The following is a 23,030-nucleotide window of genomic DNA, read 5'->3' as shown; positions in this document are numbered from 1 at the left end:
ATGGCACGCTACGGATACTTCCTGGCGAGCGAGGAGTTCACCCCGGCGGAGCTGCTGGACCAGGCACGGGCCGCCGAGCAGGCGGGCTTCGAGTGCCTGGCGATCTCGGACCACTACCACCCCTGGATCGACGCGCAGGGGCAGAGCCCGTTCGTCTGGTCGATGATCGGCGCGCTCGCCCAGGTGACGTCACTGCCCGTGACCACGTTCGTGACCTGCCCCACCCTCCGTATGCATCCGGCGGTCAATGCGCAGGCCGTGGCCACCTCCGGCGTGCTCACCGGCAACCGTTTCCGCTTCGGCGTCGGCACCGGCGAGGCCCTCAACGAGCAAGTCCTCGGGGACGCCTGGCCGGCCGTGGACGTCCGCTTCCAGATGCTCGAAGAGGCCGTGCAGATCATCCGCGAACTCCTCACGGGCGACGAGGTCACCCACCGAGGCCGCCACTACACCGTCGAGAACGCCCGCCTCTACACCGTCCCCGACGAGCCCGTGCCCCTCCATGTCTCCGGGTTCGGACCCAAGGCCGCCGCGCTCGCCGGGCGGATCGGCGACGGCTTCGTCACGATGACACCGGACAAGGACCTGGTGGGACAGTTCCGCCGCTCCGGTGGCGGCCAGAAGCCGGTCCTCGGCGGCCTCAAGGTGTGCTGGGGCACCGACCGGGAGCAGGCCGTCAAGACGGTCCACCGGCTGTGGCCCACCCAGTTCCTGCCCGGCGAACTGGGGCAGGTCCTGCCCAGCCCCGCGCACTTCGAACAGGCCTCCTCGCTCGTCACCGAGCAGACCGTGGCGGACCACTCCGTGTGCGGCGACGACCTGGACGAACACCTCCGCGCGGTGTCCGCGTACACCGACGCCGGCTTCGACGAGGTGTACGTCGGCCAGATCGGGCCGGACCAGCAGGGATTCTTCGAGTTCTACCGCAGCGAGGTGCTGCCCGCACTGCGCGGCGCCTGAGGACTCAGGAGCGCCGGAAGGCGCTGCGGTCCAGGTGACGCAGCAGGTCCGCCGTGTCCGCGTACACCTCCGCGGCGCCCGCCGCCTCCAGCGCAGCGCGGCACACGCCACCGCTCAGCACCGCGACCGGGGTGACACCGGCCCGGCGCCCCGCCCGCATGTCCCAGACCGAGTCGCCGACGAACACGCTGTCCCCGGGCTCCGCCCCGACGAGGTCGAGCGCGTGCCACACGGGCTCGGGCGCGGGCTTGCCCGCGTCGACGTCGTCGGCGCTCGCGGTCGCGTCGATCGCCTCGTCGGCGTCGAGCGCGGCGCGCAGGGCCTTCAGCTCGGGTCCGCTCGCCGAGGTGGCGAGGACGACGGGCCAGCCGTCCTCGTGCAGCCGGCGCAGGACGTCGGCCGCCCCGTCGAACGGGGCGAGGCGCTCGTGCCAGGTGCCGTAGAGGGCCTTGTGACCGGCGCTGAGGGCCGCGTCCTCGTCCTTGTCCCGGTCCGGGCCGAGGAGATGGGCGAGGAGATCGGTGGAGCCGAGACCGATGGCGCCGTGTACCGAGGTCATTGGGACCCGGTGACCCGCCTGGCGCAGGGACTCCCACCAGCACACGGCGTGCAGGTGAGTGGTGTCGACGAGGGTTCCGTCCACGTCGAAGACCGCCGCTCGCGCAGTCATCACGGGGCTCCTTCCGGCAGGGGTTCGAGCAGGGCGCTGTCGCCGCGCCGCCAGTGGGTCAGGAGGTGGGCGCCGAGCCGGTCCTCCACGAAGCCGGTGGCACACGCGCCGAACGCGACGTCGCGGTCCAGGGAGGGCTCGGCGCGCAACAGGCCGCCGACGACGTCGCGCCGGACCACCTGCTCGTGCACGGCGTCGGCCTCCACGTGCTCGTCGTAGAACCGCTGGGCGGCCGGGCCCGCGCCGAGGCGCCGCAGTCCTTCGGCGAGCCGGCGCGAACCGGGGGACGAGGTGATCTCCACGGCCGCGAAGTGGCCCACCAGCGCCCCGCGCAGACCGCGGTGCAGTCCGAACAGGGACATGAGGTTGACCGGGGCGAGGGCGGCGGCCGGAGCGTGGCCGAGATAGTGGCCGTACGCGGTCTCCAGGCCGAGGTCCGTCATCAGGTCCGCGTAGAGGCGGGCGTGGACGTCCTCGGGGCGTCCGGCGCCGAACTCGTCGTACTCGACCGCCACCATCGCCGCCTTGGCCCGGCCGTGCAGGCGCGGGATGACCCACGCGTGCGGGTCGGCCTCCTTGAGGTGGTAGAGCGAGCGCAGCGCCGCGTACTCCCTGAACTGCCGGGTGGTGCCGTCGCGGCGCAGGTGATGACTCACGCTGTTCGGGTCGTGCCCGGGGGGTGGTGCGGTCCGGAGGTCGTCGAGGGTGCGGGCCGCGTCGGCCCGTGGGGCCGCGTCCTCGCGCAGGGCGGCGAGCAGGCGCCGTTCGAGTCGTCGTCGCAGGGCCAGCAGGCCGGGGTCCCATTCCCGGTCCGGGTCGACGCCCCGGAAGCCCTGGTAGTGGAGTTCGTAGAGCACGTAGAGGGTGAGCTGGAGGTCGTCGCCGTAGGGGTCGGCTGCCGCGCCGTCTGGTGGCGGGGGCGGTGGCGTCGTCCCGTCGTGCGTCAGCGCTCTCATGGTCCAGTGGGACAACTCCCCGCGAGCGGGCGGCAGTTCGGGTGTGTGGGCGCGGGGCTCCGGTGGCGTGGCGGGCTCGGCGGGCGTCACGACGGGTCCGTCCGCGGGGGTGCGGGGGAGCGGCGGCGATGGCTCGTGTCGCACCAGGGGTAGATGCGGCTGCGGCGGCAGGTGCAGATCGCCACCTGGAAGCGCCGGGAGGTGTGCACGACCCCGTCGGCGTCGGTCACCTCGACCGGGCCTTCCACGAGCAGCGGGCCCGTACGGTCGGCCGTGATCCGGCACGGGCGGGGCTCAAGGGGTTCAGGGAGTTCAGGGGGTTCAGGGGAGTTCGGCACGGATGACCACCAGTTCCTCGGACGCGGCTTCCCGGTCGAGCAGGCCGTGCGCGCACAGCCAGTCCCGGCGCCCGCGGACGACCGGCCCGAACGGCACGAACGCGCGGTCGATCACCGCGCCCTTCATCCCGAGCCGGGCCAGGCGGTCCAGGCGGTCCAGGCTCATCTCCTCGTCGCACAGCGCGGAGTGGACCATGAGGAGGGCGCCGCCGGGGCGGAGCACCTGCGCGGCGGCGTCGCAGACGCGGTCGACGACGGTGCGGCCGGTCGGGCCGCCGTCCCACGCCTGCGCGGGACCTCGCCGCGGCAGAGGCCGCGGCGAGGGCACGTACGGCGGATTGCTGACGGCCAGGTCGAAGGGGCCGAGCCCGTGCACCGAGCCGAGATCGCGGTGCCGCACCCGCACCGGGCGGCCGGCCAGACGGGCATTCAGGCGCGCCGTCCAGACCGCCCGCCACGCGATGTCGACCGCGGTCACGCGGGCCCCCGAACGCGCAGCCGCCAGGGCCAGCGCCCCCGATCCGGTCCCGAGGTCCAGCACGGTGGAGCGGCGGGCGACGGGCTCCTTGTCCAGGGCCCGGATCAGGAGCGCGGTGTCGTGGCCGGGCCGGTAGACACCGGGCGCGGCCAGAAGGCGTGAGCGGATCACGGGAACAGGGCGATGCCCACGAGGATCACCAGAATGACGGCGGCGATCAGCAGGACGGTCGCCAGCGTCCCCCGGTGCTTGACCGGACGCGTCGGACCCCCGCCGCGCGGGCGGTCCTCGGGCATCCAGGCATGAGGCGAACGGTGGTAGAACTCCTTGTCGCCGGGATCGACCATGATGTGTCACTCCCTCTCGTGCGGGTGGGGGCTTCGGGGAGGACTTCCGGGTTCCCCGTGCGGCGGTCTTGAAGCGGACGGACTTCGTCCGGATGTACGCGCGACCAGGGGTTCTCCGGTCCCCCCCGGCGTTCGGCCGTGTTCTACGGCACGGGCGTCATCACGAACCCGCTGCGCGGCGCCGTGGGCACACGGTTCAGCGGGATGCGCAGATCCTGCGCGGGGACGGCGTAGGGCAGCTCGGCGAGATGCGGGACCAGGGTCTCCAGGACCGTCAGGACGACATCCTCGCCCGGGCACCGGTGGTGGACCGCCGGATCGCCGCCGCCCTGCGGGATCAGTTCGTCCCGCCCGGGCTCGCGGCCGAGGAAGCGGCCGGGATCGAAGGCGTACGGCTCGGGCCACAGCTCCGGGTCGTGGTTCTGCCCGTACAGGTCGAGCAGCACCATGCTGCCCTCGGGGATGTCCTGGCCCTCCCAGCGCAGGTCGGCGGCAGCGATCCCGCCGACGAACGGGGCGAAGGGATAGAACCGGCGGACCTCCTGAGCGAACGCGCGCGCCCAGGCCGCGTCCCCGTCGACGAGCCGCTTGCGATGATCGGGCCACCGGTGCAGGGCGTGCGCGGCGAAGGTCAGGAACCAGGAGACGGCCACCGTCGGCCGGAGCACGTTGAGGATCTCCACCGCCGCCGTGTGCGGATCCAGCAGCCGGCCGTCGTCGTCCCGGTGATCGGCGACCGCCCGGAGCACCGAGCCCCCGGGCGCCGTGCGGTCACCGTCGCGGACCTCCGTGACCAGGCGGGCGATCCGGTCCTCCTGCCGGCTGCGCGCCCGGCGCGCCCGCAGATGGCGGGGGCCGACCGAGGCGAAACCGTCCACCATGGCGATCAGGTCGCGAGCCGTGCCCTGCGCGTCGTCGTCGGAGAGCGGGACGCCGGACCAGTCGCAGACGGCACGCGTCAGCAGCAGGGCCGCCTCGTCGAAGAGGACCAGGCGGTCGAGGTCGTCCCAGCGGCGACGCGCCCGGGTCCACTGGTCGGCGAGGTCCGCCGCGAGCCTGTCCAGGCCGCCGCGGTCCTGGAGCAGAGCCGTGAACAGGGCCTTGCGGGCGCGGTGGCGCGCCCCGTCCAGGGTGTGCACGGCTCCCCGTCCGAACAGCGTGTCGAGGACCGGGCCCGGCAGCGCGCCGCGGCGCACGACGTGCCGCTCGTCGTAGAAGAAACGGACCGCGTCGGGCCCGTGCAGGGCCACGACCTTCTTGCCGAGGAGGCGACCGGTCACCGGTCGGCCGTCACGGCGACGGCGGCGGTCGGGCAGCCACGCGTAGCCCTCCGCCAACAACGGCAGGGTGCTGTCGAACATCCGGAATCTCCGTTCACGTGAGGGAGCCCCCCCGGGGCCGGGGCGGGAGACGTGGGCCAGAGGGGAGGGCTCAGCGTCCGAGCGCCCTGGCCAGTTCCCGCTTGTTCATGGACGAGCGCCCCTCGATGCCGCGCTTCTTCGCCTCCTCGTAGAGCTGGTCCTTCGTCGGGCCCGCGGCGCCGCTGTGGGACCGTTCCCCGCCGCGCTGAGAGGCGGACTTCTTGTCCTGCGTCGAGACCTTGCTCGCGGTCTTCGACTCCCCGGCCCGCGCGCGCTCCTTGTTGACCGTGCGCGCCGCGATCTCCTCGGCCCGCTCGGTCGACTCGCCGCGTTGCTCGGCGCTCTCCTTGATGTGCTCGTACTGGCGTTCCCGCTTGGCGTTCGCACCTCGTGGCATGACGATCTCCTTTCCGGCCCGCCGAGTACCCCGGTCCACGGAACGGATGCGCAGGCCGGGGCCCCGCCACGCGTGCCGCGGGAGATCACGGGTACCCGGACGCCGGTCCGGCCCGTGGCCCGCAGGGAGGAGAACGCCGTGACGCAGAAGGACGGCCGCGACAGTCTGCGGACCTACCGCGACAAGCGGCACTTCGACCGGACGAGCGAACCGCGCGGCGACCAGCCAGGCCGTACTGATCAGCCAGGCCGCGGCGAGCAGAAAGACACCGAGCAGAAAGACACGACGAGGGCGGAGGGCGGCGAACCGGCGTTCGTGGTGCAGATCCACGACGCGCGCACCATGCACTTCGACTTCCGCCTGGAGGTCGACGGCGTGCTCAAGTCCTGGTCGGTCCCCAAGGGCCCTTCCACCGACCCGCACGACAAGCGGCTCGCCGTCCCCACCGAGGACCACCCGCTGGCCTACCAGGACTTCGAGGGCGTGATCGCCCCAGGCGAGTACGGCGGCGGCACCGTCATGGTCTGGGACCGGGGCACCTACCGCCCCACCAGTCACGACCGCAAGGACCGGCCCGTGCCGTTCGCCGAGGCGCTGGACCACGGCCACGCCACCTTCGAACTGCACGGCGACAAACTGCACGGCCAGTACGCCCTCACCCGCTTCCACAGCCGCGAGGAGCGCGAGGGCACGAGCGGCGCGAAACCGACCTGGCTGCTCGTGCGCACCGGAACCGGGCGCGGCGGTGGCGGCACCCCCGACCCGCACCGCGCCCGCTCGGCGCGCAGCGGTCGCACCCTGCGCCAGATCGCCGAGGCACCGGACGCCGAGACCTGGGACCCGGACGGTGGCGACAGCGGATGAGCGGCCTCCTGGACACCCTGCCGAACGGACTCGACCGCCTCACGTCCGAGGCCGCCCCGGGCGCCGAACTCGCCGCCACCCCGATGCTCGCCACGCTCAGCGACCGGCGCGACTTCGACGACGGCTGGGTCTTCGAGCGCAAGCTCGACGGCGTACGGGTCCTCGCCGTCCGGGACGCCTCCGGGGTCACCCTGCTGTCCCGCTCCGGGCGGCGCCTGGACGCCACGTACCCGGAGATCGCCGACGCGCTCGCCGCACAGGACTCCGCCGACTTCACGATCGACGGCGAGATCGTCGCGTACTCCCACGGCCGCACCGATTTCGGCCGGCTCCAGCAGCGTATGGGCCTCACCCGCCCCGAGGACGTGGCGGCCAGCGAGGTCGCGGTCACGTACTACGTCTTCGACCTGCTGCGCCTCGACGGGACCGACCTCCGGCGCCTGCCGCTGCGCACCCGCAAGTCCCTGCTGCGGCGCGCGCTCACGTTCTCCGCACCGCTGCGGCTCACGACCCACCGCAACGAGGGCGGCCCCGAACTCCTCGCCGACGCGTGCCGGCGCGGCTGGGAGGGACTCATCGCGAAGCGCGCCGACGGCCCGTCCCGCACCCGCCGCTCGACGGACTGGCTCAAGCTCAAGTGCGCGCGAGGGCAGGAGTTCGTGGTCGGCGGGTTCACCGAGCCCGAGGGTGCAAGGGAAGGCATCGGCGCCCTGCTCATCGGCTACTACGAGGACGGGCGGCTGCGCTACGCGGGCAAGGTCGGCACCGGCTTCGACCGGCGCACCCTGCGCGAACTGCGCGCCGAACTCGACACGCACCGGACGGACGAGCCGCCCTTCCACGGCGCCGTCGCCGTGCGCGGCGCCCGCTGGGTCCGGCCGCGCCTCGTCGCCCAGATCGCCTTCTCCGAATGGACCCGCGACGGCCTGCTGCGCCACCCCCGCTACCAGGGGCTGCGGGACGACAAGGAACCCACCGACGTCGTCAGGGAACGGACCGAGCCATGACACGCACCACGAACGCCCGGCGGAAGGTGCTGCGCGCCCTGCTCGACGAGCACGGCCTGACCTACGCCGCCGAAGCGGGCATCCGCCTCAAGGACACCCCGCAGCCCCTGTACCGCACCCTGGTCCTCGCGACCCTGCTCAGCACTCGCATCCGCGCCTCCGTCGGGGTGGCGACCGCGCGCGCCCTGTACGACGCCGGACTGCGCGACCCGCGCCGCATGGCCGACGCCACCTGGCAGCAGCGCGTCGACGCCCTCGGCGAGGGCGGCTACCGCCGCTACGACGAACGCACCGCCACCCAACTCGGCGACGGCGCCCGCCTGTTGCTCGACGACTGCGGCGGGGACCTGCGCAGGCTGCGCGAACGGGCCGACGGCGACGCCGACGCGCTGCGCGCCTCCCTGCGCCGCATGCCGGGACTCGGCCCCACCGGGGCCGACATCTTCCTGCGCGAAGTGCAGGACGTCTGGCCCGAGTTCGCCCCCTACCTCGACGACAAGACCCTCCAGGGAGCCGAACGCCTGGGCCTGCCGAAGGACCCCGCCGCGCTCGTCCGCCTCGCCGGCGACACGCCGCACGCCGAACTGGCCGCGGCGCTGGTGCGGGCCGCACTCGACCGGCACGTGGCGGAGGACTGCCTCGAACGGGCCGCCTGAACGACAACACGAACAGGGAAGAAGAGGTGGAGCGATGACCGGGAACCGGACGGACGGCCTGCGGGTGGGCGCCCACACCGTCACCCTGCACCGGCAGGAGAAGGAACTGCTGCCGGCCGGCGCGTCAGGGACGGACGGCGGCCCGGACGTGACCAAGGGCGACCTCGTCGCGTACTACCGGAAGATCGCCCCGCACATGCTGCCCCACCTGCGCGACCGCCCCCTGATGCTGGAGCGCCTCCCGGACGGGCTCGACGGCGAGCGGATCATGCAGAAGAACGTCCCCGCCTACTTCCCGGACTGGATCCACCGGTTCGAGGTCGACAAGGAGGGCGGCACCGTCCTGCACGCGCTGTGCGACGACACCGCGACGCTCGTCTACCTCGCGGACCAGGCGGCCGTCACCCTGCACCGCTGGCAGTCCCGGGCGCCGCACGTGGACCGCCCGGACCGGCTCGTGTTCGACCTCGACCCGCCCGGGGAGGGCGACTTCGAGGCCGTCCGCTCCGCCGCCCGGCGGGTGCACGATCTCCTGGACACCGTGGGGCTCGCCTCCGGGGTCATGACGACCGGCTCGCGCGGCCTGCACGTCGTCGCGGTCCTGAGGGGCCGGCAGACCTTCGAGGAGGTGCGCGACTTCGCCAAGGCCGCCGCCGACACCCTGGCCGCGGCCCACCCCGACGAGCTCACCACCGCCCAGCGCAAGGAGGACCGGGGCGACCGGCTCTATCTCGACGTGCAGCGCAACGGGTACGCGCAGACCGCCGTGGTCCCGTACACGGTGCGGGCGAGGCCGGGCGGGCCGGTCGCCACGCCGTTCGCGTGGAGCCGGCTCGACGACCCGGAGCTGACGGCCCGGCGGTGGACGGTCGAGAACGCCCTCGACCAGGCCCGCACGGACCCCTGGGCCGGGCTGGCCCGCAAGGGACGGGCCATCGGTCCGGCCGCGCGGAAACTGGCCGAGCTGCGCGAGAGTTAGGCCGCTCCGCGCTCTATGGAACGAACCGCGCCAGTGGCACGATATGCATACAAACTGTACCGACGGTCGGTACATGTTTTCTGGGGCACCCATGAACGTCCAGCTCCACCTCCGACTCCTCGCCGCGGCGGCCTCCACCGGTCTGGCCCTCACCGCGTGCGGGAGCTCCGGCGGCACCTCGCACGCACCGGCATCGCCGTCCGCCCCACCGGACACGCCGGTCTCCTCGTCCTCCTCGTCACCGCGTTCCGCCGTCGCTGCCGCCCCGCCGGGATCGACGACGGGCCTCGCGCCGCAGACGTACACATCGCAGACGTACGCACCGCAGACCTACCGGCCCACGGTCCTGCCCGAGCCCGGAGTCCGGACCGCGCACGCGTCCGGCCTCGGCCGCCTCCAGCCGCTGTGGCCGTTCAGCTCCCTCGCCCAGGCGCGGGCCTGGGAGCGTGACTACCGCTCAGGAGGCCATCAGCCCTGGCACCTCGACCCCGACCTGACCGCCCTGGCCTTCACCCAGGGCTACCTGGACTTCCAGGACATCGGCCGCGTCTCCTCGCACCATGTCCACGGGCGGCACGCGCACATCGGCGTCGGCCTGAGCAGGCCCAAGGGCGTCACCGGCACCGCCGCGGTCATCCACCTCGTGCGCTACGGCACCGGCCGCGACGCCCCCTGGGAGGTCGTCGGCACCGACGACACGACGTTCTCCCTGACCCTGCCCGCGTACGGCGCGACCGTGCGCTCCCCGGTCCTGACCGGCGGACGGATCACCGGCGTGGACGAGAGCATCCGCGTCCAGGTCCGCCAGTCCTCGTCGACGGCGCCGATCGGCACGGCCTGCTGTGTCGCGGCGGGCGGCAAGAACCAGCCCTGGAAGGAGCGGGTGTCCTACCGCGGTGCCACGAACCGGGTCCTGACGGTCGTCGCCACCACCGGTGGCCACGTCGCCGAGGTCGAACGCTTCACGGTCACGGCGGTCCACCCCGGCTGACCGCGGGAGGTCGCTCGGCCACCGTCCCCGGAGCCCGTCCGGGGACGGTGGCCGCCTGTCGCCGCTCAGCCCGCCTCGCGCGCCGGCTCCGTCAACCGCCGCCAGGTCCGCACCAGTTGGCTGAACTCCTTGACCTGGACCAGGACGTGGTCGCGCGCCGCGTTCTCCGCCGTCTCGGCGTCGCCGCGCGTGATGGCGTCGGCGATCGCGCGGTGTTCGGCCAGGGAGCGGCGCATGCGGTCCGGGACGCGCAGCTGGAGGCGGCGGTAGGGCTGGAGCGCGCGCTTCAGGGCGTGGGCCTGCTGCCGCAGATACTCGTTGCCGCATGAGTCGTAGACGATGCCGTGGAACCGGGCGTTCGCGTAGTAGTAGGGGTCCGCGTCGCCGGCCGCCGCGTGCCGCTCGCACTCCAGCAGTGCGCGCTCGAGCTCCTCCAGGGCCTCCCGGTCGATGCTCCGGGCGGCGAGCCGCGCCGCCATTCCCTCCAGCTCGGCCATCACCTCGAAGCGCTCGGCCAGCTCGGAGACGCTCAGCTCCGTGACGTACGTGCCCTGCTTGGGGCGGATCTGCACCAGCCCCGAGCGCTCCAGAGCCTGGAGGGCCTCGCGGATCGGGGTGCGCGAGCAGCCGAACTCCTCCTCCAGGCGCGCGGGATCGAGCCGCTCGCCGGGACGGTAGTGACCGTCGACGACAGCGTTCTCCAGCGCGTGCCGCACGCGCTGGGACTCCGGGACCCGGGCCATGTGCACCTCCGAGCGGTCAGGTTATCCGGGCGGGCAGGGGGTGGTGCTCGCGCCCTGATGTGTCTTACGGTGGCGCTGTTATATATATCGTCGCGCGCGACCCGAGACATGCGGAAGGTGCGGACATGGAACGTCACGACGGCTGGCTGCTGACCGACCTCTTCCAGGCGCTCGGACGCCGGCGCGCCGCGTCCGCCCGGGCCGTCCCGGCCGGGGAACCGGCCGCGCCACCGCTCGACCCCCGCCTCGACCCCCCGCTCGACCAACTGCTTGCCGCCTGCGACGTCCTGATGAGCGACGTCGGCGAGGCCTCGACGCGCGCGGTCGCGACCCGCGCCCTCGCCGCCTACGACGCCCTCGACGACGACGGCAGACGGGCCTTCTTCCGCCACATCACCCGGGCCTACGACGCCGACGCCGAGCGGGTCCGCGCGGCCTTCCGCCGCTGGGAGGAGGCCCGCGCCGCCGGATCCCGCGGCGAGCAGGAGCTGGTCCGCCTCTTCGACGTGGTCGAACCGCCCCGCCAGCAACTGCTGCGCCGCATGAACCACGCCCCCGACGCCACCCTCGCCCTCGTCGAGATGCGCGCCGACCTGCGCCGCCTGATGCGGGACGACCCCGAGCTGCGCCCCCTCGACCACGACTTCCACCACCTGCTCACCTCCTGGTTCAACCGCGGCTTCCTGCGCATGGCCGAGGTCACCGGGGACGCGCCGGAGGAACTGCACGAGCACCTCATGCGCGGCGAGCAGGTCCACCCGATGGGGAGCGGCGCCGAACTGCGCCGCCGCCTCGACCCTGAGGACCGCGCCGTCTACGCGTTCTTCCACCCGGCCACCGGGGACCTGCCCCTGATCTTCGTCGAGGTCGCCCTGGTGCGCGGCCTGCCCGACCGGATCGCCCCGCTCCTCGATCCCGGCCCGGCCCTGAGCCCCGCCGACGCCGACACGGCCGCGCTCTACTCGATCAACAACGCCCTGGACGGCCTGGCCGGCGTCTCCTTCGGCAGCTTCCTCATCAAGCAGGTCATCGAGCAGGTGGGCGAGCAGCTCCCGCACCTGGCCCAGTTCGCGACGCTCTCACCACTCCCCGGGTTCCGGCGCTGGCTCGTCGAGCAGGCCGCACAGGACGCCGAGCTCGACACGCTCGTACGGGAACTGGACGCCCTGGAAGGGACGGCGGGCCTCCCCGCGGCGGACGCCGCACGGATCCGCGCCCGGCTCCTGCCCGCCCTGGCCCGGCACGTCGCCGTCGAACGGCGCGCCGACGGACGCCCCCTCGACCCCGTCGCCCGCTTCCACCTGGGTAACGGAGCCGCCGCCTGGCAGTTGAACTGGCCGGCGAACGACTCCGCCGAGGCATGGCGGCAGTCGTACGGCGCGATGATCAACTACCGCTACGAGCCGGGGCAGCTGGAGCGCCGGCACGAGGACTTCGTCCGCCGCGGCACGGTCGCCCTCGGCGGACCGCTCCGCGCCGCCTTCCCCGTCCCCGAGGCCCGCACGTCCGCCACACCGCATTCCGCCGCCCCGAACTCCGACGCCCCGAACTCCGCAGCACCGACTTCGGCAGCACCGACTTCCGTCGCAGCACCGTCCGTCGCTCCGCGCGATCGATGAGAGAGGAACACCCCCCGATGGCACCCGCGTTCACCCCCGTCCACCGGTCCTTCGCCGAGCAGGTGGAACGACGGCCCGACCAGGCGCTCTTCGAACTGCCCGACGGCCGGAGGATCACCTACCGCGAGACGGCCGACACCGTGGCCCGCATCGCCGCCCGGCTCGTCGCCGACGGCGTCACCCCCGGCGACCGGGTCGCCATGCAGGTGGACAAGTCCCCGGAGGCCATCGCCCTGTACCTGGCGACCCTGCGGATCGGTGCCGTCTTCCTTCCGCTCAACACCGCCTACACCGGCGCCGAGATGGAGTACTTCATCGGCGACGCCCGGCCGCGCGTCCTCGTCTGCTCCCCGGAGCGGCAGGCCGACCACGCCCACCGCGCGGGCCCGGACCTCGTCGTCGAGACCCTCGGCACCCAGAGGGACGGCACCCTGCTGGAGGGCGAGGGCCGGCACGAGGAGGTCGTCGACGCCGCCGCCGACGATCCGGCGGCCATCCTCTACACCTCCGGCACCACCGGCCGCTCCAAGGGCGCCGTCCTGACCCACGGCAACCTCGCCTCCAACTGCGCGGCCCTGCTGGACGCCTGGCGGTTCACCGACCAGGACCGGCTGATCCACGCCCTGCCGATCTTCCACGTCCACGGCCTCTTCGTCGCCGCGAACATGGCCCTGGTGGCCGGCGCCTCCCTGTACTACCTGCCGAAGTTCGACGCCGACGCGGTCGTGGACCTGCTGCCCCGCGCCACGGTCCTCATGGGCGTACCGACCTTCTACACGCGGCTGGTCAAGCACGAGGGGCTCACCCCGGAGGCCTGCGCGTCGATGCGGCTGTTCGTCTCCGGCTCCGCGCCGCTGCTCGCGAGCGACCACGAGGCGTTCGAGGCCCGCACCGGACACGCCATCCTGGAGCGGTACGGGATGACCGAGACCGGCATGAACACCACCAACCCGTACGAGGGCGGCCCGCGCAAGCCCGGCACCGTCGGCAAGCCGCTGCCCGGCACCGAGATCCGGGTCGTCGACGGCGAGAGCGGCGCGCCGCTGCCCGACGGCGAGGTCGGCAGCATCGAGGTGCGCGGCCCCAACGTCTTCAGCGGGTACTGGCAGATGCCGGAGAAGACCGCCGCCGAGTTCCGCGCGGACGGCTTCTTCATCACCGGGGACCTCGGCCGTGTCGACGAGGACGGCTACCTCTGCATCGTCGGCCGGGGCAAGGACCTCGTCATCTCCGGCGGCTACAACATCTACCCCAAGGAGATCGAGGAGCTGCTCGACGCCCACCCGGCCGTCCTGGAGTCCGCCGTGATCGGCGTCCCGCACCCGGACTTCGGCGAGACGGTGGTCGCCGTCGTCGTCCCGGCCCCCGGCCAGGAGCCCTCGGAGGCCGAGCTGCTGAAGTCCGTCGCGGGCGACCTCGCCCGGTTCAAGCACCCGCGCGCCGTACGCGTCGTCGAGGCGCTGCCGCGCAACGTGATGGGCAAGGTGCAGAAGGCCGAACTGCGCAAGCGGTACCAGGCCCTGTTCGCGGACACGCTCGGGACCGACCGGCCCTAGACTCCGCCCGGCGGCGGTGCGAGCGTGGAAGGACGGGGCGCCCCGCGACCGAGAGGCGGTGGGCCCGATGGAAGCTCCCCTGGTGGTGGGCGTCGACGGCTCCGAAGGGAGCCTGAGAGCGCTGGACTGGGCCGTCGACGAGGCGGTCCGCCACGGGCGTTCCCTGGAGATCCTGCACGCCTCGCTGTGGGAGCGCTACGAGGGCTCCGCACCGGCCGGGGCGAGCGACCGTCCCTGGGGCCAGGTCCTCGCCGAGAACATCGTCGGCGCCGCCGTGCAGCGGGCGCGGAACCGGTCCCGCGCCGTCACCGTCACCACGCACGTCGCCGGTGAGGACGCCGCGGGGGCACTGCTGCGAGCGGGGCGGGCCTCCGCCGCCGTGATCGTGGGATCGCGTGGGCGCAGCGAGATGGGCGATCTGCTGCTCGGGTCGGTCGGCCTCGTCGTCGCCGCCCGCTCCTCGTGCCCGGTCGTCGTCGTCCGCGGCGACCGCGACGCCCTGGAGGCGCGGCACGGCAGGATCCTGCTCGGCGTCGGTGAGCACGACACGGACTCCCCGGCCGTCCGGTTCGCCTTCCGCGAGGCGGCGATCCGGAAGGCGGAGCTCGACGCGGTCCACACCTGGCGCAAGCCCGCCCACGAACCTGTCGACCATCCCCTCCTGACCCGGGGCGAGGCCCCCTTCTTCGAGCACCGCGCCGCCGAGACCCTGGACCAGGCACTCGACGCGGCCGTGGAGGAGCGCCCCGAGGTACGCCTGCGCAGAAGCCTCGCGGAAGGCGCCCCGCACCGCGTGCTCACCGACCGGTCCGCCGCCGCCGACCTCCTGGTCCTCGGCGCCCGCCACCGCCACCACTGGGCGGGCCTCCAACTGGGCAGAGTCGCCCACCGCGCCCTGCACCACGCCGCGTGCCCGGTCGCGATCGTCCCGCAACACCCTCTGGAGGAGGTCTCGCGGGAGAGCGAGGGGCCCGCGCCGGGCTGAGGCGGACCGCGGCGGGGAGTTCGGCGCCGGGGTGGAGAAGACCTTGAGGAGGCCGGAGCGGCTCGCTGCGCCCTGGATCGTGCCGTGCGCGTCGACCACCGGCAGTCGTTCGGCGTGCCGGGTGGCCGTCGGCCGGGGACCGTGTCGGAGCGCACGGCAGGGCCCGAGGGGGCCGACCTGGGGGCCGACCGGCCCATGCGCCGCGGGCCGGGGCGGGAGCAGCCTGGACGGTGAGCGCCGTGGGGAACGGACCCGCGGACCGTGCGGAAGGCGATCGTCATGAAGGCTCTCGTGTTCCAGGGCCCCGGCCAGGTCGCCTGGCAGGACACCCCCGACCCCGCGATCCAGGAGGTGACGGACGCGATCGTCCGCGTCGACGCCGTCACCCTCTGCGGAACGGACCTGCACATCGTCAAAGGGCATGTCCCCGATGTGGAGCCCGGCCGCATCCTCGGCCACGAGGGGGTGGGCACGGTGGTGGAGACGGGCGCCGACGTGCGCACGGTGCGTCCGGGGGACCGGGTCCTGATCTCCTGCGTGTCCTCGTGCGGGCGCTGCCGGTTCTGCCGCGAGCGGCGCTACGGCCAGTGCCGCGGCGGAGGCGGCTGGGTGCTGGGCCACCTCATCGACGGCACCCAGGCCGAGTACGTGCGCGTCCCCTTCGCGGACCTCTCGGTGCACCCTCTGTCGAACGCGGTGGACAGTTTCGACGCCGTGCTGCTCGCGGACATCTTCCCCACCGCCTACGAGGTCGGCGTCCTCAACGGCCGCGTCCGCCCCGGCGACACCGTCGTCGTGGTCGGCGCCGGCCCCGTCGGACTCGCCGCGATCCGCACCGCGCGCCTCTACAGTCCCGGCCGGATCATCGCCGTGGACCTGGCGGCATCCCGACTGGAAGCCGCGAGCCGGATGGGCGCGGACGCCGTCGTCGCCGCGGACGACGGGCCCGAGGAACTCGTCGCCGAACTGACCGGCGGGCTGGGCGCCGATGTGGTCATGGAGGCGGTGGGTGTCCCGGAGACGTTCGAGATGTGCACGCGGATGGTCCGCCCCGGCGGGCGGGTGGCGAACATCGGCGTTCACGGCCAGCCTGCGGCGCTGCACCTGGAAGACCTGTGGATCAAGGACGTCACGATCACGACGGGTCTGGTCGACACCTGTTCGACGCCGATGCTGCTGAGCATGATGACGGCCGGGCGCCTGCCCACGGCGGACCTGGTCACGCACCGGTTCGCGCTCGGGCAGATGGAGGAGGCGTACGACGTCTTCGGGCAGGCGTCGGAGACCGGCGCGATCAAGGTCGCCCTGGGCGGACCCCGGCACACCGAGGTCACGGCCGCCCCGCTGCGCGTCGGAGCCTCGTCATGACCGCCGGGACGGGGCACCGCACGATCGTCGTCGGCGTCGACCCCGCCCGCACGGGCCGCCTCGCGACGGCCTGGGCAGCCGACGAGGCCGACCGGCGCGGACTGCCGCTGCGCCTGGTCGCCGCCCTGGAGCCGGCGCCCGACACCTGGCACGCCACCGACGCGGCCCGGTACCGGGCCCGCGCCGAGGCGAGGGCGGAGGCGCTGCGCCGGGCGGCCGACGCGGTGCGGGCCCGTCACCCCGGGCTGAGCGTCAGCTCCGCCCTGCTGCGCGGAGCCCCCGCCGCCGTCCTGGCCGGCCTGGCGCAGGAAGCCGCCCTGATGGTCCTCGGCTCGCGGCACCTCAGCCGCATCGAGGAGTTCCTCAGCGCCGGCTCCCGGGTCGTCCCCGTCACCGCCCAGGCACGCTGCCCGGTCGTCGTCGTGGGCGACGCCGAACACAGCACCCAGGAGCACCCCTACCTCGTCGTCGGCATCGACGGGAGCCCCGCCGCGCAGAGCGCGCTCGCCCTGGCCTGCGAGGAGGCGGATCTCCGGGGCTGCCTGCTGCGCGCCGTCGCCGTCCGGCAGCCGCCGCTCTTCCCCACGCGTCCCGAGGGCGCCTGGCTGGACGGCGAGCGGCGGCTGCTCGCGGAGGAGACCGCCGGCTGGGCCGAGAAGTACCCCGACATCACGATCACCCACGAGGTCCTGGTCGGTTCGCCCGTCGAACGGCTCGCGGAGGCCGCCGAACACGCCCTCGCCGTCGTCGTCGGACGCCGGGGCCGCGGCGGCTACACCGGCATGCGCGTCGGCTCCGTCGTGCACGGACTGCTGCACCGCGCGCACTGCCCGGTCATCACCGTCCCCGCCCAGTGACCCCGCGGGCCGATGCTCAGGCGTCGTCGGTGTGCTGCGGACGGGCCTGCGCGTCACGGGCCTGCGTGGCGATCACGGCGGCCTGGACGCGGCGTTCGACGCTGAGCTTGCCGAGCAGGCGGGAGATGTGGTTCTTGACCGTCTTCTCGGAGAGGTAGAGACGCTGGGCGATCTGCCGGTTGGTGAGTCCTTCGCCGATCAGGTCGAGGACCGAGCGTTCGCGGTCGGACAGGGCCGCGAGACGGTCGTCGGCGGGCGGTCTCGCCGCGTCGGTGTCCCGCAGGGAGTGCATGAGGCGCGCGGTGGTCGCCGGATCCAGCATCGACTGGCCCGTCGCCACGGTCCGCACCGCCGAGACGAGGTCGGAGCCCTTGATCTGCTTCAGCACGTAGCCGGCGGCTCCGGCCATGATGGCGTCGAGCAGGGCGTCCTCGTCGTCGAACGAGGTCAGCATCAGGCAGGCCAGGTCCGGCATGCGTGATCTGAGTTCGCGGCAGACGGTGATGCCGTTCCCGTCGGGCAGCCGCACGTCGAGGACCGCCACATCGGGGGCGAGGGCGGGGCCCCGGGCGAGTGCCTGGCCCGCCGTGGAGGCCTCTCCGACCACCTGGAGGTCGGGCTCGTCGTCGATCAGGTCGCGCAGGCCCCGGCGGACGACCTCGTGGTCGTCCACGAGGAAGACCCGGGTGCGCGGCCCGTCGGGAGCCGCTGCCGGCTGCTCGTTCATCGCGCCCCCTGAGATCGGAAACGGTCGGAAAGGAACGGTGGCGTGCGCCGTCACGAGCATTCTCCGTCAGGCGGCGCTCCCGTGGGCGCCGAGGTCGACGTCGACGTCCACGACCCCCTCCACGGCCCGCACGGCGCGCGCGATCAGCGGGACCAGACTCCGGTCGGCGAGCGCGCCCCGTACCGTCGCCACCCCCTCGTCGACGGTCACGGTCAGCCCGGTGAGGGCGTTCGAGGCGAGGACGGTGCGGCGGATCTCCGCGGCGATGTCGGCGTCGTCGCGCAGGAACACCTTGAGCAGGTCGCTGCGGCTGCAGACGCCTTCGAGGAGGCCGATGTCGCTCACCACCGGCAGGCGTTTGACCTTGCGCTGCGCCATGATCCGGGCGGCCTCGGCGAGGGTCGCGTCCGCGTGCACGGTCACCGCGGGGCTGGACATGAGTTCCCCGGCGCGCACGGCCCCCGCCTTCGCCGCGGCGGCGAACTCGTCCGGCCGGGGGTCCCTCCCTCGGAAGGACTCCTTGACCAGGAGATCGGCCTCGGAGACGACGCCGACGACGCGTCCCTCGCCGGCGAGCACGGGCAGGGCGCTCACCTTCCACTGGTCCATGAGGGCGACGATCTCCTTGTACGGGGCGTTCTCGCCGATCGCCACGGCCGTGTGCGTCATGACGTCGCTGACCGTGTACCGCGCAGGGGGTCCGGCGGGCATCGGGGCCACCTCCTCGCTCTCCTTCCAGTCTCGCTCCGCGGACCGCGGAGCGGAGAGGGCCGATCGGTCCGGGGAAGGGCCCACCGGACCCCTCCCCGAAGGCCCGGGCGCTGGCCAGACTGAAGGCGGGTCCGACCCGAGGAGGCCGCCATGAGCGCACCGTCCCCCACCCGCATCGCCGCCGGCCTGCCCGCGGACTGCCGCACCCGGCTCATGGAGCTGGCCCGCGAGGCAGACATCGACGCGGGTGTCCGGCTCTTCGACGAAGGCGGACACGCCGACCGCTTCTGGATCGTGCGCTCGGGCACCATCACCCTCGACCTCCACGTCCCGGGGCGCCGCCGGGCGGTCATCGAGCGGCTCGACACCGGTGAACTGGTCGGCTGCTCCTGGCTGTTCAAGCCGTACGTCTGGCGGCTCGGCGCCGACGCCATGACGCCCGTACGGGCCTACGAGTTCGACGCCCCCGCCGTGCGGCTGCTGATGGACGCGGACCCGCGCCTCGGGTCCGCCGTCGGCGCCTGGGTCGCCGACGTGCTCGCCCACCGGCTGTGGGCCGCCCGGGTCCGCCTGCTCGACCTGTACGCGCCCTACGGCAGCGGCGACCGGCTCTGAGGCGCCGGTGCCGCGAGCTCAGCTCTCACCGGGTCCCTGGCCGGGACCGGGGCGCAGCCGGCCCGACCACCCCGGTTCGACGTCCGCCCACTCGGTCTCCCAGGCCCGCGCACAGCTCGCGTCCACCCTCCGCAGGCGGACACGGACGAACGCGCCGGCGGAGAGCGCGACGACGCAGGAGGCGCCGACGCCGTACCCGATGGCGGCCATCGTGATGTCGGTGGTCCCGGGCGGGGCGTCGGCGGCGTTCCCGCGATCGTCCGTCCACGTCATGACGGTGTCGCCGGTGCGGGTGCCGGCGTACACCGGCACGGTCCCGGTGTGGACCCGGCCGGCGCGGTCGTGCCAGGTCGCCCGCGCGACGATGTCCGGAGCGCTCTCCGGCTGGGCGGCCGCCCGGTAGATCCGGGGCGACACCGTCGTCGCCGGCAGGAGATGGCGGTGCCGCGCGACCTCGGCGGCGGACCGGTGCCCCTCGTTCCAGGCGGCTCCGCCCGCCGTCGCACCGCAGGCCACCGCCAGCAGGCAGACCGGCACGAGAGCGGAGCGCAGCCGGGCCCGCGTGCGGTCCGCCTTCCGCAGCAGCGGATTGGGCGGCTCGGGTGTCGTCCGTCGCCCCATGGTGCACCTCCGCACTCGCTCGTGCCGTCGCGGCCTGTCGCCGCGAGACACCCCCTCGTACGGTTCCGGTCCCGTCCCGGGGCCGGTCATCCCAGCCTCGGCCGTGCGCCCCGCCGCGCAGCAGGGCCGGGCAGGCCTCTTTGGGGACCGAACGGCCCCTGCCCCGGGCGGCGGGGGCGGTGCGAGCGTGGAAGGTGTCGTTCCGCGAGGGCCGTGCGGGCGGGCCCGGGACGGTTCCCGAGGAGGAGCCATGGACAGCGAGGACCGCGCGAATCCGCCGCTCGGAGATGTCTTCGCAACGGTCGACGGATCCTCTCCGGCACGTGCCGCGGCGCTGCGGGCCGCCGCGGGGACGTTCCGGCGGGAGCGCCCGCCGCACCTCGTCCACGTGGCTGACACCGACCGGCGGTGATGGCACATGAACGAGGTCGTGGTCGGCGTCGACCCCCGGGAACTGTCCGTCCCCGCCCTGCTCCGGGCCGCCGACGAAGCCGCCTGGCGCGGCCTGCGGCTGCACCTGGTCTGCGCGGTGCCGCCCGTCCACGACCACCTCCTGTACGACGCGGTCAACCACCGCGCCGCGCTGCGCATCCGCGCCGGCTCCGCGCTCGCCGACGCCGAGGACCTGGTCCGCGACCTGCACCCGGGCCCGTCGCCGGTCGTGGAACTCGTCGACGGTCCACCGGCCGCCGTCCTGGGCGAATGCGCCGCCCGCGCCGCGCTCACCGTCGTGGGATCACGCCGCCGGGGCCGGGTCGCGGAGGTCCTCGCCGGGAACTCGGTCGTCCTGCCGCTGATCACGGGCGCCGACGCCCCCGTCGCCGTCGTGCGGTCCCCGGAGCACGTCGTGGACCAGCCGCCGACCGTGGTCGTCGGCGTCGACGGCAGCGTGTCCTGCCGGGCCGCCGTCGCCTTCGCCGTGGAGGAGGCCGTCCTGCACGGAGCGCGACTGCACGCCGTGTGGGTCTGGCCCCGTCCGGTGTTCGCCGAGGACGACGACGCGACCGGCCTCGCCGGTCAGCGGGCGCTCGCCGAGGCGGTCGCCGGACAGGCCGACCGCCACCCGGACCTGAAGATCACCCAGGAGATTCTGCGCGGACACCCCGTCGAGCAGCTCGCCGTGGCCGCCCATGCGTCCCTCGCGCTCGTCGTCGGCCGCCGCGGCGGGGGCGGCTTCACCGCCCTGCGGCTCGGCTCCACCGCGTACGGCCTGCTGCACCACGCCGAATGCCCCCTGGTCGTCGTACCCCCGCCCGGTACCTGAGCCGGGGCCGCGGGCACCTGCGAGTGGTGCGGCGACCGCCCGGCCTGGCTACCGTGGGAGGCGGCAGGGAGCATCAGCGGCCGGAGCGTGGCGCCGGAGGAACCGATGGGCCGGGAGAGCAACGAATTCGCCGAGGGGCGGCTTCCGCGCCTGCGCCTCGACGAACTCCTGGAGGAACTCCAGGCGCACATCGACGAGGTGCGCGGCACGCGCGAACGCCTCGACGGACTCCTCGACGCCGTGATGTCCGTCGGCCGGGGCCTCGACCTGCCCCAGGTGCTGCGCGGCATCGTGGAGGCGGCCGTCGTCCTCGTCGACGCCGAGTACGGCGCCCTGGGCGTCATCGGCGACGACAACAAGCTCTCCGCCTTCCTGCCGGTCGGCATCGACGACGAGCTCCACCGGCGGATCGGCGCGCTGCCCTCCGGGCACGGCATCCTCGGCGAGCTCATCCGGCACCCGCACCCGCTCCGCCTCGCCGAACTGGCCGCACACCCCGCCTCGTACGGATTCCCGCCCCACCACCCGCCGATGCACACCTTCCTGGGCGTCCCGATCCGCGTCCGCGACGAGGTGTTCGGCAACCTGTACCTGACGGAGAAGCGCGGCGGCGTGGAGTTCGACGCGGAGGACCAGGCCGTCCTGACCACCCTGGCCGTCGCCGCGGGCATCGCCATCGAGAACGCCCGCCTCTACGAGGAAGGCCGACTGCGCCAGCGCTGGCTGGCCGCCAGCACCGAGTTCACCAGCGCCCTGCTCTCCGGCGCGCAGGAGACGGAGGTGCTCGGCAGCATGGTGGACCGGGCCGTGGACATCGCCGACGCCGACGTCGGGGTCTTCTACATGGTCGGGCCGGGCGGCGAGCTGCGCGGGTCGCTCGCCCACGGAGAGGGCTCCGGGGCGCACGAGGGGGTCGTCCTGCCCAGCAGCGCCGGCACGCTCGCCTCCGCCGCGCTCGCCCAGCAGGGCCTGGTCACGGTCGTGGACGTGGAACACGACGAACGGATCACGGTGCAGCCCGAGCGGTGGCGCGGCTTCGGCCCCGCCGTCGCCGTCCCGGTCGGGACGAAGGAACGGCTCAGCGGCGTGCTGATCCTCGCCCGTCGCAGCGGACGGCCCCCCTTCTCGGTCGTGGAGACCACGGCGCTGCCCGCCTTCGTCGGGCAGGCCGCGATCGCCCTCGAACTGGCCGACCGGCGGCGCGACGCGGAGCAGGTCAGTCTCCTGGAGGACCGCGACCGGATCGCCCGCGACCTGCACGATCTAGCCATCCAGCGGCTCTTCGCCACGGGCATGACGCTGCAGAGCGCCCGGCGTTTCGTCGAGCACCCCGAGGCCGTGCACCGGCTGTCCCGGGCCATCGACGACCTGGACGCCACCATCAAGATCATCAGGGCCACCATCTTCGGCCTGCGCGAGCACGAGCGCGCCGGCGTCACACCGAAACTGCGCAGCCGCGTCGTCAAGGCGGTCGAGACGGCCGCGGCGGCCCTCGGCTACGCCCCGGCGCTGCGCATGGAGGGGCTGCTCGACACGGACGTACCGGCGCAGACGGCCGAGGACGTCGTCGCGGTCATCGGCGAGGCGCTCACGAACGTGGCCCGGCACGCGCAGTCCCGGCGGGCCGAGGTGTCGGTGGTCGCCGAGGCGGGCGTCCTGACCGTGGCGGTGAGCGACGAGGGCGTCGGCATTCCGCCGGGCGTCGTGCGCAGCGGGCTGCGCAACCTGGCCGAGCGGGCCGAGCGCCTGGGCGGCGAACTGTCGGTCACCGCCAGGGGGGAGCAGGGCGGCACGCTGCTCGAATGGCGCGTACCGCTGCGGGGCGGGGCCCAGGGGTTGTCCGAGGCCCAGGGGCTGTCCGGGGACTAGGGCGTGTGTCGAAAGTCCCGCCTGCCCCGCGGTGCCCGGCACGCACGCTCGCGGCGTTGCCGAAACGACCTAATAGCTCCGCTATGAGGAC

General features: G+C 73.9%; 26 protein-coding genes. 15 read left to right on the top strand and 11 right to left on the bottom strand.

All coding sequences use genetic code 11. The features are described 5' to 3' along the window. Positions 1-960, top strand: a complete 960-nt coding sequence (locus ACZ4E1_RS39385; RefSeq protein ID WP_467548678.1) for an LLM class F420-dependent oxidoreductase — start codon at positions 1-3, stop codon at positions 958-960. Between the two features lie 4 nt (positions 961-964). On the opposite strand, the gene ACZ4E1_RS39380 is transcribed toward ACZ4E1_RS39385, so the two are convergent. From ACZ4E1_RS39380 to ACZ4E1_RS39350, 7 genes are all read right to left on the bottom strand, one after another. Next, positions 965-1,630: an HAD family hydrolase gene (locus ACZ4E1_RS39380; RefSeq protein ID WP_467548676.1), complete on the bottom strand. Its 666-nt coding sequence runs from the start codon at positions 1,628-1,630 to the stop codon at positions 965-967. Beyond that, a complete protein-coding gene (locus ACZ4E1_RS39375; RefSeq protein WP_467548674.1) occupies positions 1,630-2,586 on the bottom strand; it encodes an iron-containing redox enzyme family protein in 957 nt (318 codons plus the stop codon). Before ACZ4E1_RS39375 ends, ACZ4E1_RS39380 begins: the two co-directional genes overlap by 1 nt. 86 nt (positions 2,587-2,672) lie before the next feature. Beyond that, a complete protein-coding gene (locus ACZ4E1_RS39370) occupies positions 2,673-2,924 on the bottom strand; it encodes a CDGSH iron-sulfur domain-containing protein (RefSeq protein ID WP_467548672.1) in 252 nt (83 codons plus the stop codon). Then, on the bottom strand, positions 2,908-3,573 hold the full coding sequence (locus ACZ4E1_RS39365) for a HemK2/MTQ2 family protein methyltransferase (protein ID WP_467548670.1): 666 nt from the start codon (positions 3,571-3,573) through the stop codon (positions 2,908-2,910). Before ACZ4E1_RS39365 ends, ACZ4E1_RS39370 begins: the two co-directional genes overlap by 17 nt. Continuing rightward, positions 3,570-3,749 (bottom strand): hypothetical protein, encoded by a 180-nt coding sequence (locus tag ACZ4E1_RS39360; RefSeq protein ID WP_188335491.1) that lies wholly within the window; start codon positions 3,747-3,749, stop codon positions 3,570-3,572. Before ACZ4E1_RS39360 ends, ACZ4E1_RS39365 begins: the two co-directional genes overlap by 4 nt. 143 nt (positions 3,750-3,892) lie before the next feature. Further along, a complete protein-coding gene (locus tag ACZ4E1_RS39355) occupies positions 3,893-5,110 on the bottom strand; it encodes a cytochrome P450 (protein WP_467548667.1) in 1,218 nt (405 codons plus the stop codon). A 70-nt stretch (positions 5,111-5,180) separates the two neighbouring features. Next, on the bottom strand, positions 5,181-5,507 hold the full coding sequence (locus ACZ4E1_RS39350) for a plasmid stabilization protein (protein WP_467548665.1): 327 nt from the start codon (positions 5,505-5,507) through the stop codon (positions 5,181-5,183). 138 nt (positions 5,508-5,645) lie between these two features. On the opposite strand from ACZ4E1_RS39350, the gene ACZ4E1_RS39345 reads away from it, so the two are divergent. The 5 genes from ACZ4E1_RS39345 to ACZ4E1_RS39325 all read left to right on the top strand — a co-directional run bounded on the left by ACZ4E1_RS39345 (position 5,646) and on the right by ACZ4E1_RS39325 (position 10,004). Beyond that, a complete protein-coding gene (locus tag ACZ4E1_RS39345) occupies positions 5,646-6,371 on the top strand; it encodes a DNA polymerase ligase N-terminal domain-containing protein (RefSeq protein ID WP_467548663.1) in 726 nt (241 codons plus the stop codon). Then, entirely contained in the window at positions 6,368-7,378 is a 1,011-nt protein-coding gene (ligD, locus tag ACZ4E1_RS39340; protein ID WP_467548661.1) for a non-homologous end-joining DNA ligase, read from the top strand. The genes ACZ4E1_RS39345 and ligD (ACZ4E1_RS39340) overlap by 4 nt, the downstream gene beginning before the upstream one ends. Then, positions 7,375-8,034, top strand: coding sequence for an HhH-GDP family DNA glycosylase (locus ACZ4E1_RS39335; protein ID WP_467548660.1), 660 nt, complete (start codon positions 7,375-7,377; stop codon positions 8,032-8,034). Before ligD (ACZ4E1_RS39340) ends, ACZ4E1_RS39335 begins: the two co-directional genes overlap by 4 nt. A gap of 34 nt (positions 8,035-8,068) precedes the next feature. Further along, on the top strand, positions 8,069-9,013 hold the full coding sequence (gene ligD, locus ACZ4E1_RS39330) for a non-homologous end-joining DNA ligase (protein ID WP_467548658.1): 945 nt from the start codon (positions 8,069-8,071) through the stop codon (positions 9,011-9,013). A gap of 91 nt (positions 9,014-9,104) precedes the next feature. Then, complete coding sequence (locus tag ACZ4E1_RS39325) at positions 9,105-10,004, top strand: hypothetical protein (RefSeq protein ID WP_467548656.1); 900 nt, start codon at positions 9,105-9,107, stop codon at positions 10,002-10,004. Positions 10,005-10,069: 65 nt separating this feature from the next. On the opposite strand, the gene ACZ4E1_RS39320 is transcribed toward ACZ4E1_RS39325, so the two are convergent. Beyond that, complete coding sequence (locus ACZ4E1_RS39320) at positions 10,070-10,747, bottom strand: GntR family transcriptional regulator (RefSeq protein ID WP_467548655.1); 678 nt, start codon at positions 10,745-10,747, stop codon at positions 10,070-10,072. Positions 10,748-10,872: 125 nt separating this feature from the next. Here ACZ4E1_RS39320 and ACZ4E1_RS39315 point away from each other — a divergent pair, with 125 nt between their 5' ends. From ACZ4E1_RS39315 to ACZ4E1_RS39295, 5 genes are all read left to right on the top strand, one after another. Continuing rightward, positions 10,873-12,366 carry a malonyl-CoA decarboxylase domain-containing protein gene (locus tag ACZ4E1_RS39315; RefSeq protein WP_467548653.1) on the top strand — a complete coding sequence of 498 codons (1,494 nt, stop codon included), beginning with the start codon at positions 10,873-10,875 and terminating at the stop codon, positions 12,364-12,366. Between the two features lie 17 nt (positions 12,367-12,383). Continuing rightward, on the top strand, positions 12,384-13,922 hold the full coding sequence (locus ACZ4E1_RS39310; protein WP_467548651.1) for an AMP-binding protein: 1,539 nt from the start codon (positions 12,384-12,386) through the stop codon (positions 13,920-13,922). A 67-nt stretch (positions 13,923-13,989) separates the two neighbouring features. Further along, a complete protein-coding gene (locus ACZ4E1_RS39305; protein ID WP_467548649.1) occupies positions 13,990-14,907 on the top strand; it encodes a universal stress protein in 918 nt (305 codons plus the stop codon). A 279-nt stretch (positions 14,908-15,186) separates the two neighbouring features. Further along, positions 15,187-16,275, top strand: a complete 1,089-nt coding sequence (locus ACZ4E1_RS39300) for an alcohol dehydrogenase catalytic domain-containing protein (RefSeq protein WP_467548647.1) — start codon at positions 15,187-15,189, stop codon at positions 16,273-16,275. Further along, complete coding sequence (locus ACZ4E1_RS39295) at positions 16,272-17,132, top strand: universal stress protein (protein WP_467548645.1); 861 nt, start codon at positions 16,272-16,274, stop codon at positions 17,130-17,132. The genes ACZ4E1_RS39300 and ACZ4E1_RS39295 overlap by 4 nt, the downstream gene beginning before the upstream one ends. A gap of 16 nt (positions 17,133-17,148) precedes the next feature. Here the strand turns inward: ACZ4E1_RS39295 and ACZ4E1_RS39290 are convergent, their stop codons facing one another. Continuing rightward, positions 17,149-17,859 carry a response regulator gene (locus tag ACZ4E1_RS39290; protein WP_467548643.1) on the bottom strand — a complete coding sequence of 237 codons (711 nt, stop codon included), beginning with the start codon at positions 17,857-17,859 and terminating at the stop codon, positions 17,149-17,151. Positions 17,860-17,925: 66 nt separating this feature from the next. Next, on the bottom strand, positions 17,926-18,570 hold the full coding sequence (locus tag ACZ4E1_RS39285; RefSeq protein WP_467548641.1) for a CBS domain-containing protein: 645 nt from the start codon (positions 18,568-18,570) through the stop codon (positions 17,926-17,928). A 150-nt stretch (positions 18,571-18,720) separates the two neighbouring features. Here ACZ4E1_RS39285 and ACZ4E1_RS39280 point away from each other — a divergent pair, with 150 nt between their 5' ends. Next, entirely contained in the window at positions 18,721-19,185 is a 465-nt protein-coding gene (locus ACZ4E1_RS39280) for a Crp/Fnr family transcriptional regulator (protein WP_467548639.1), read from the top strand. Between the two features lie 18 nt (positions 19,186-19,203). Here ACZ4E1_RS39280 and ACZ4E1_RS39275 read toward each other — a convergent pair whose 3' ends face one another. Continuing rightward, positions 19,204-19,806 carry an Rv1733c family protein gene (locus ACZ4E1_RS39275; RefSeq protein ID WP_467548637.1) on the bottom strand — a complete coding sequence of 201 codons (603 nt, stop codon included), beginning with the start codon at positions 19,804-19,806 and terminating at the stop codon, positions 19,204-19,206. A 250-nt stretch (positions 19,807-20,056) separates the two neighbouring features. On the opposite strand from ACZ4E1_RS39275, the gene ACZ4E1_RS39270 reads away from it, so the two are divergent. The 3 genes from ACZ4E1_RS39270 to ACZ4E1_RS39260 all read left to right on the top strand — a co-directional run bounded on the left by ACZ4E1_RS39270 (position 20,057) and on the right by ACZ4E1_RS39260 (position 22,939). Further along, on the top strand, positions 20,057-20,218 hold the full coding sequence (locus ACZ4E1_RS39270; RefSeq protein ID WP_467548635.1) for a hypothetical protein: 162 nt from the start codon (positions 20,057-20,059) through the stop codon (positions 20,216-20,218). 6 nt (positions 20,219-20,224) lie between these two features. Then, complete coding sequence (locus tag ACZ4E1_RS39265; protein WP_467548633.1) at positions 20,225-21,070, top strand: universal stress protein; 846 nt, start codon at positions 20,225-20,227, stop codon at positions 21,068-21,070. 105 nt (positions 21,071-21,175) lie between these two features. Next, on the top strand, positions 21,176-22,939 hold the full coding sequence (locus ACZ4E1_RS39260) for a sensor histidine kinase (protein WP_467548631.1): 1,764 nt from the start codon (positions 21,176-21,178) through the stop codon (positions 22,937-22,939). Positions 22,940-23,030: the final 91 nt, after the last annotated feature.

The sequence above is a fragment of the Streptomyces sp. NPDC025806 genome (assembly GCF_055558275.1).
Note: the sequence above shows the minus strand (reverse complement) of the source record. Positions and strands in the feature narration are given on the sequence as shown.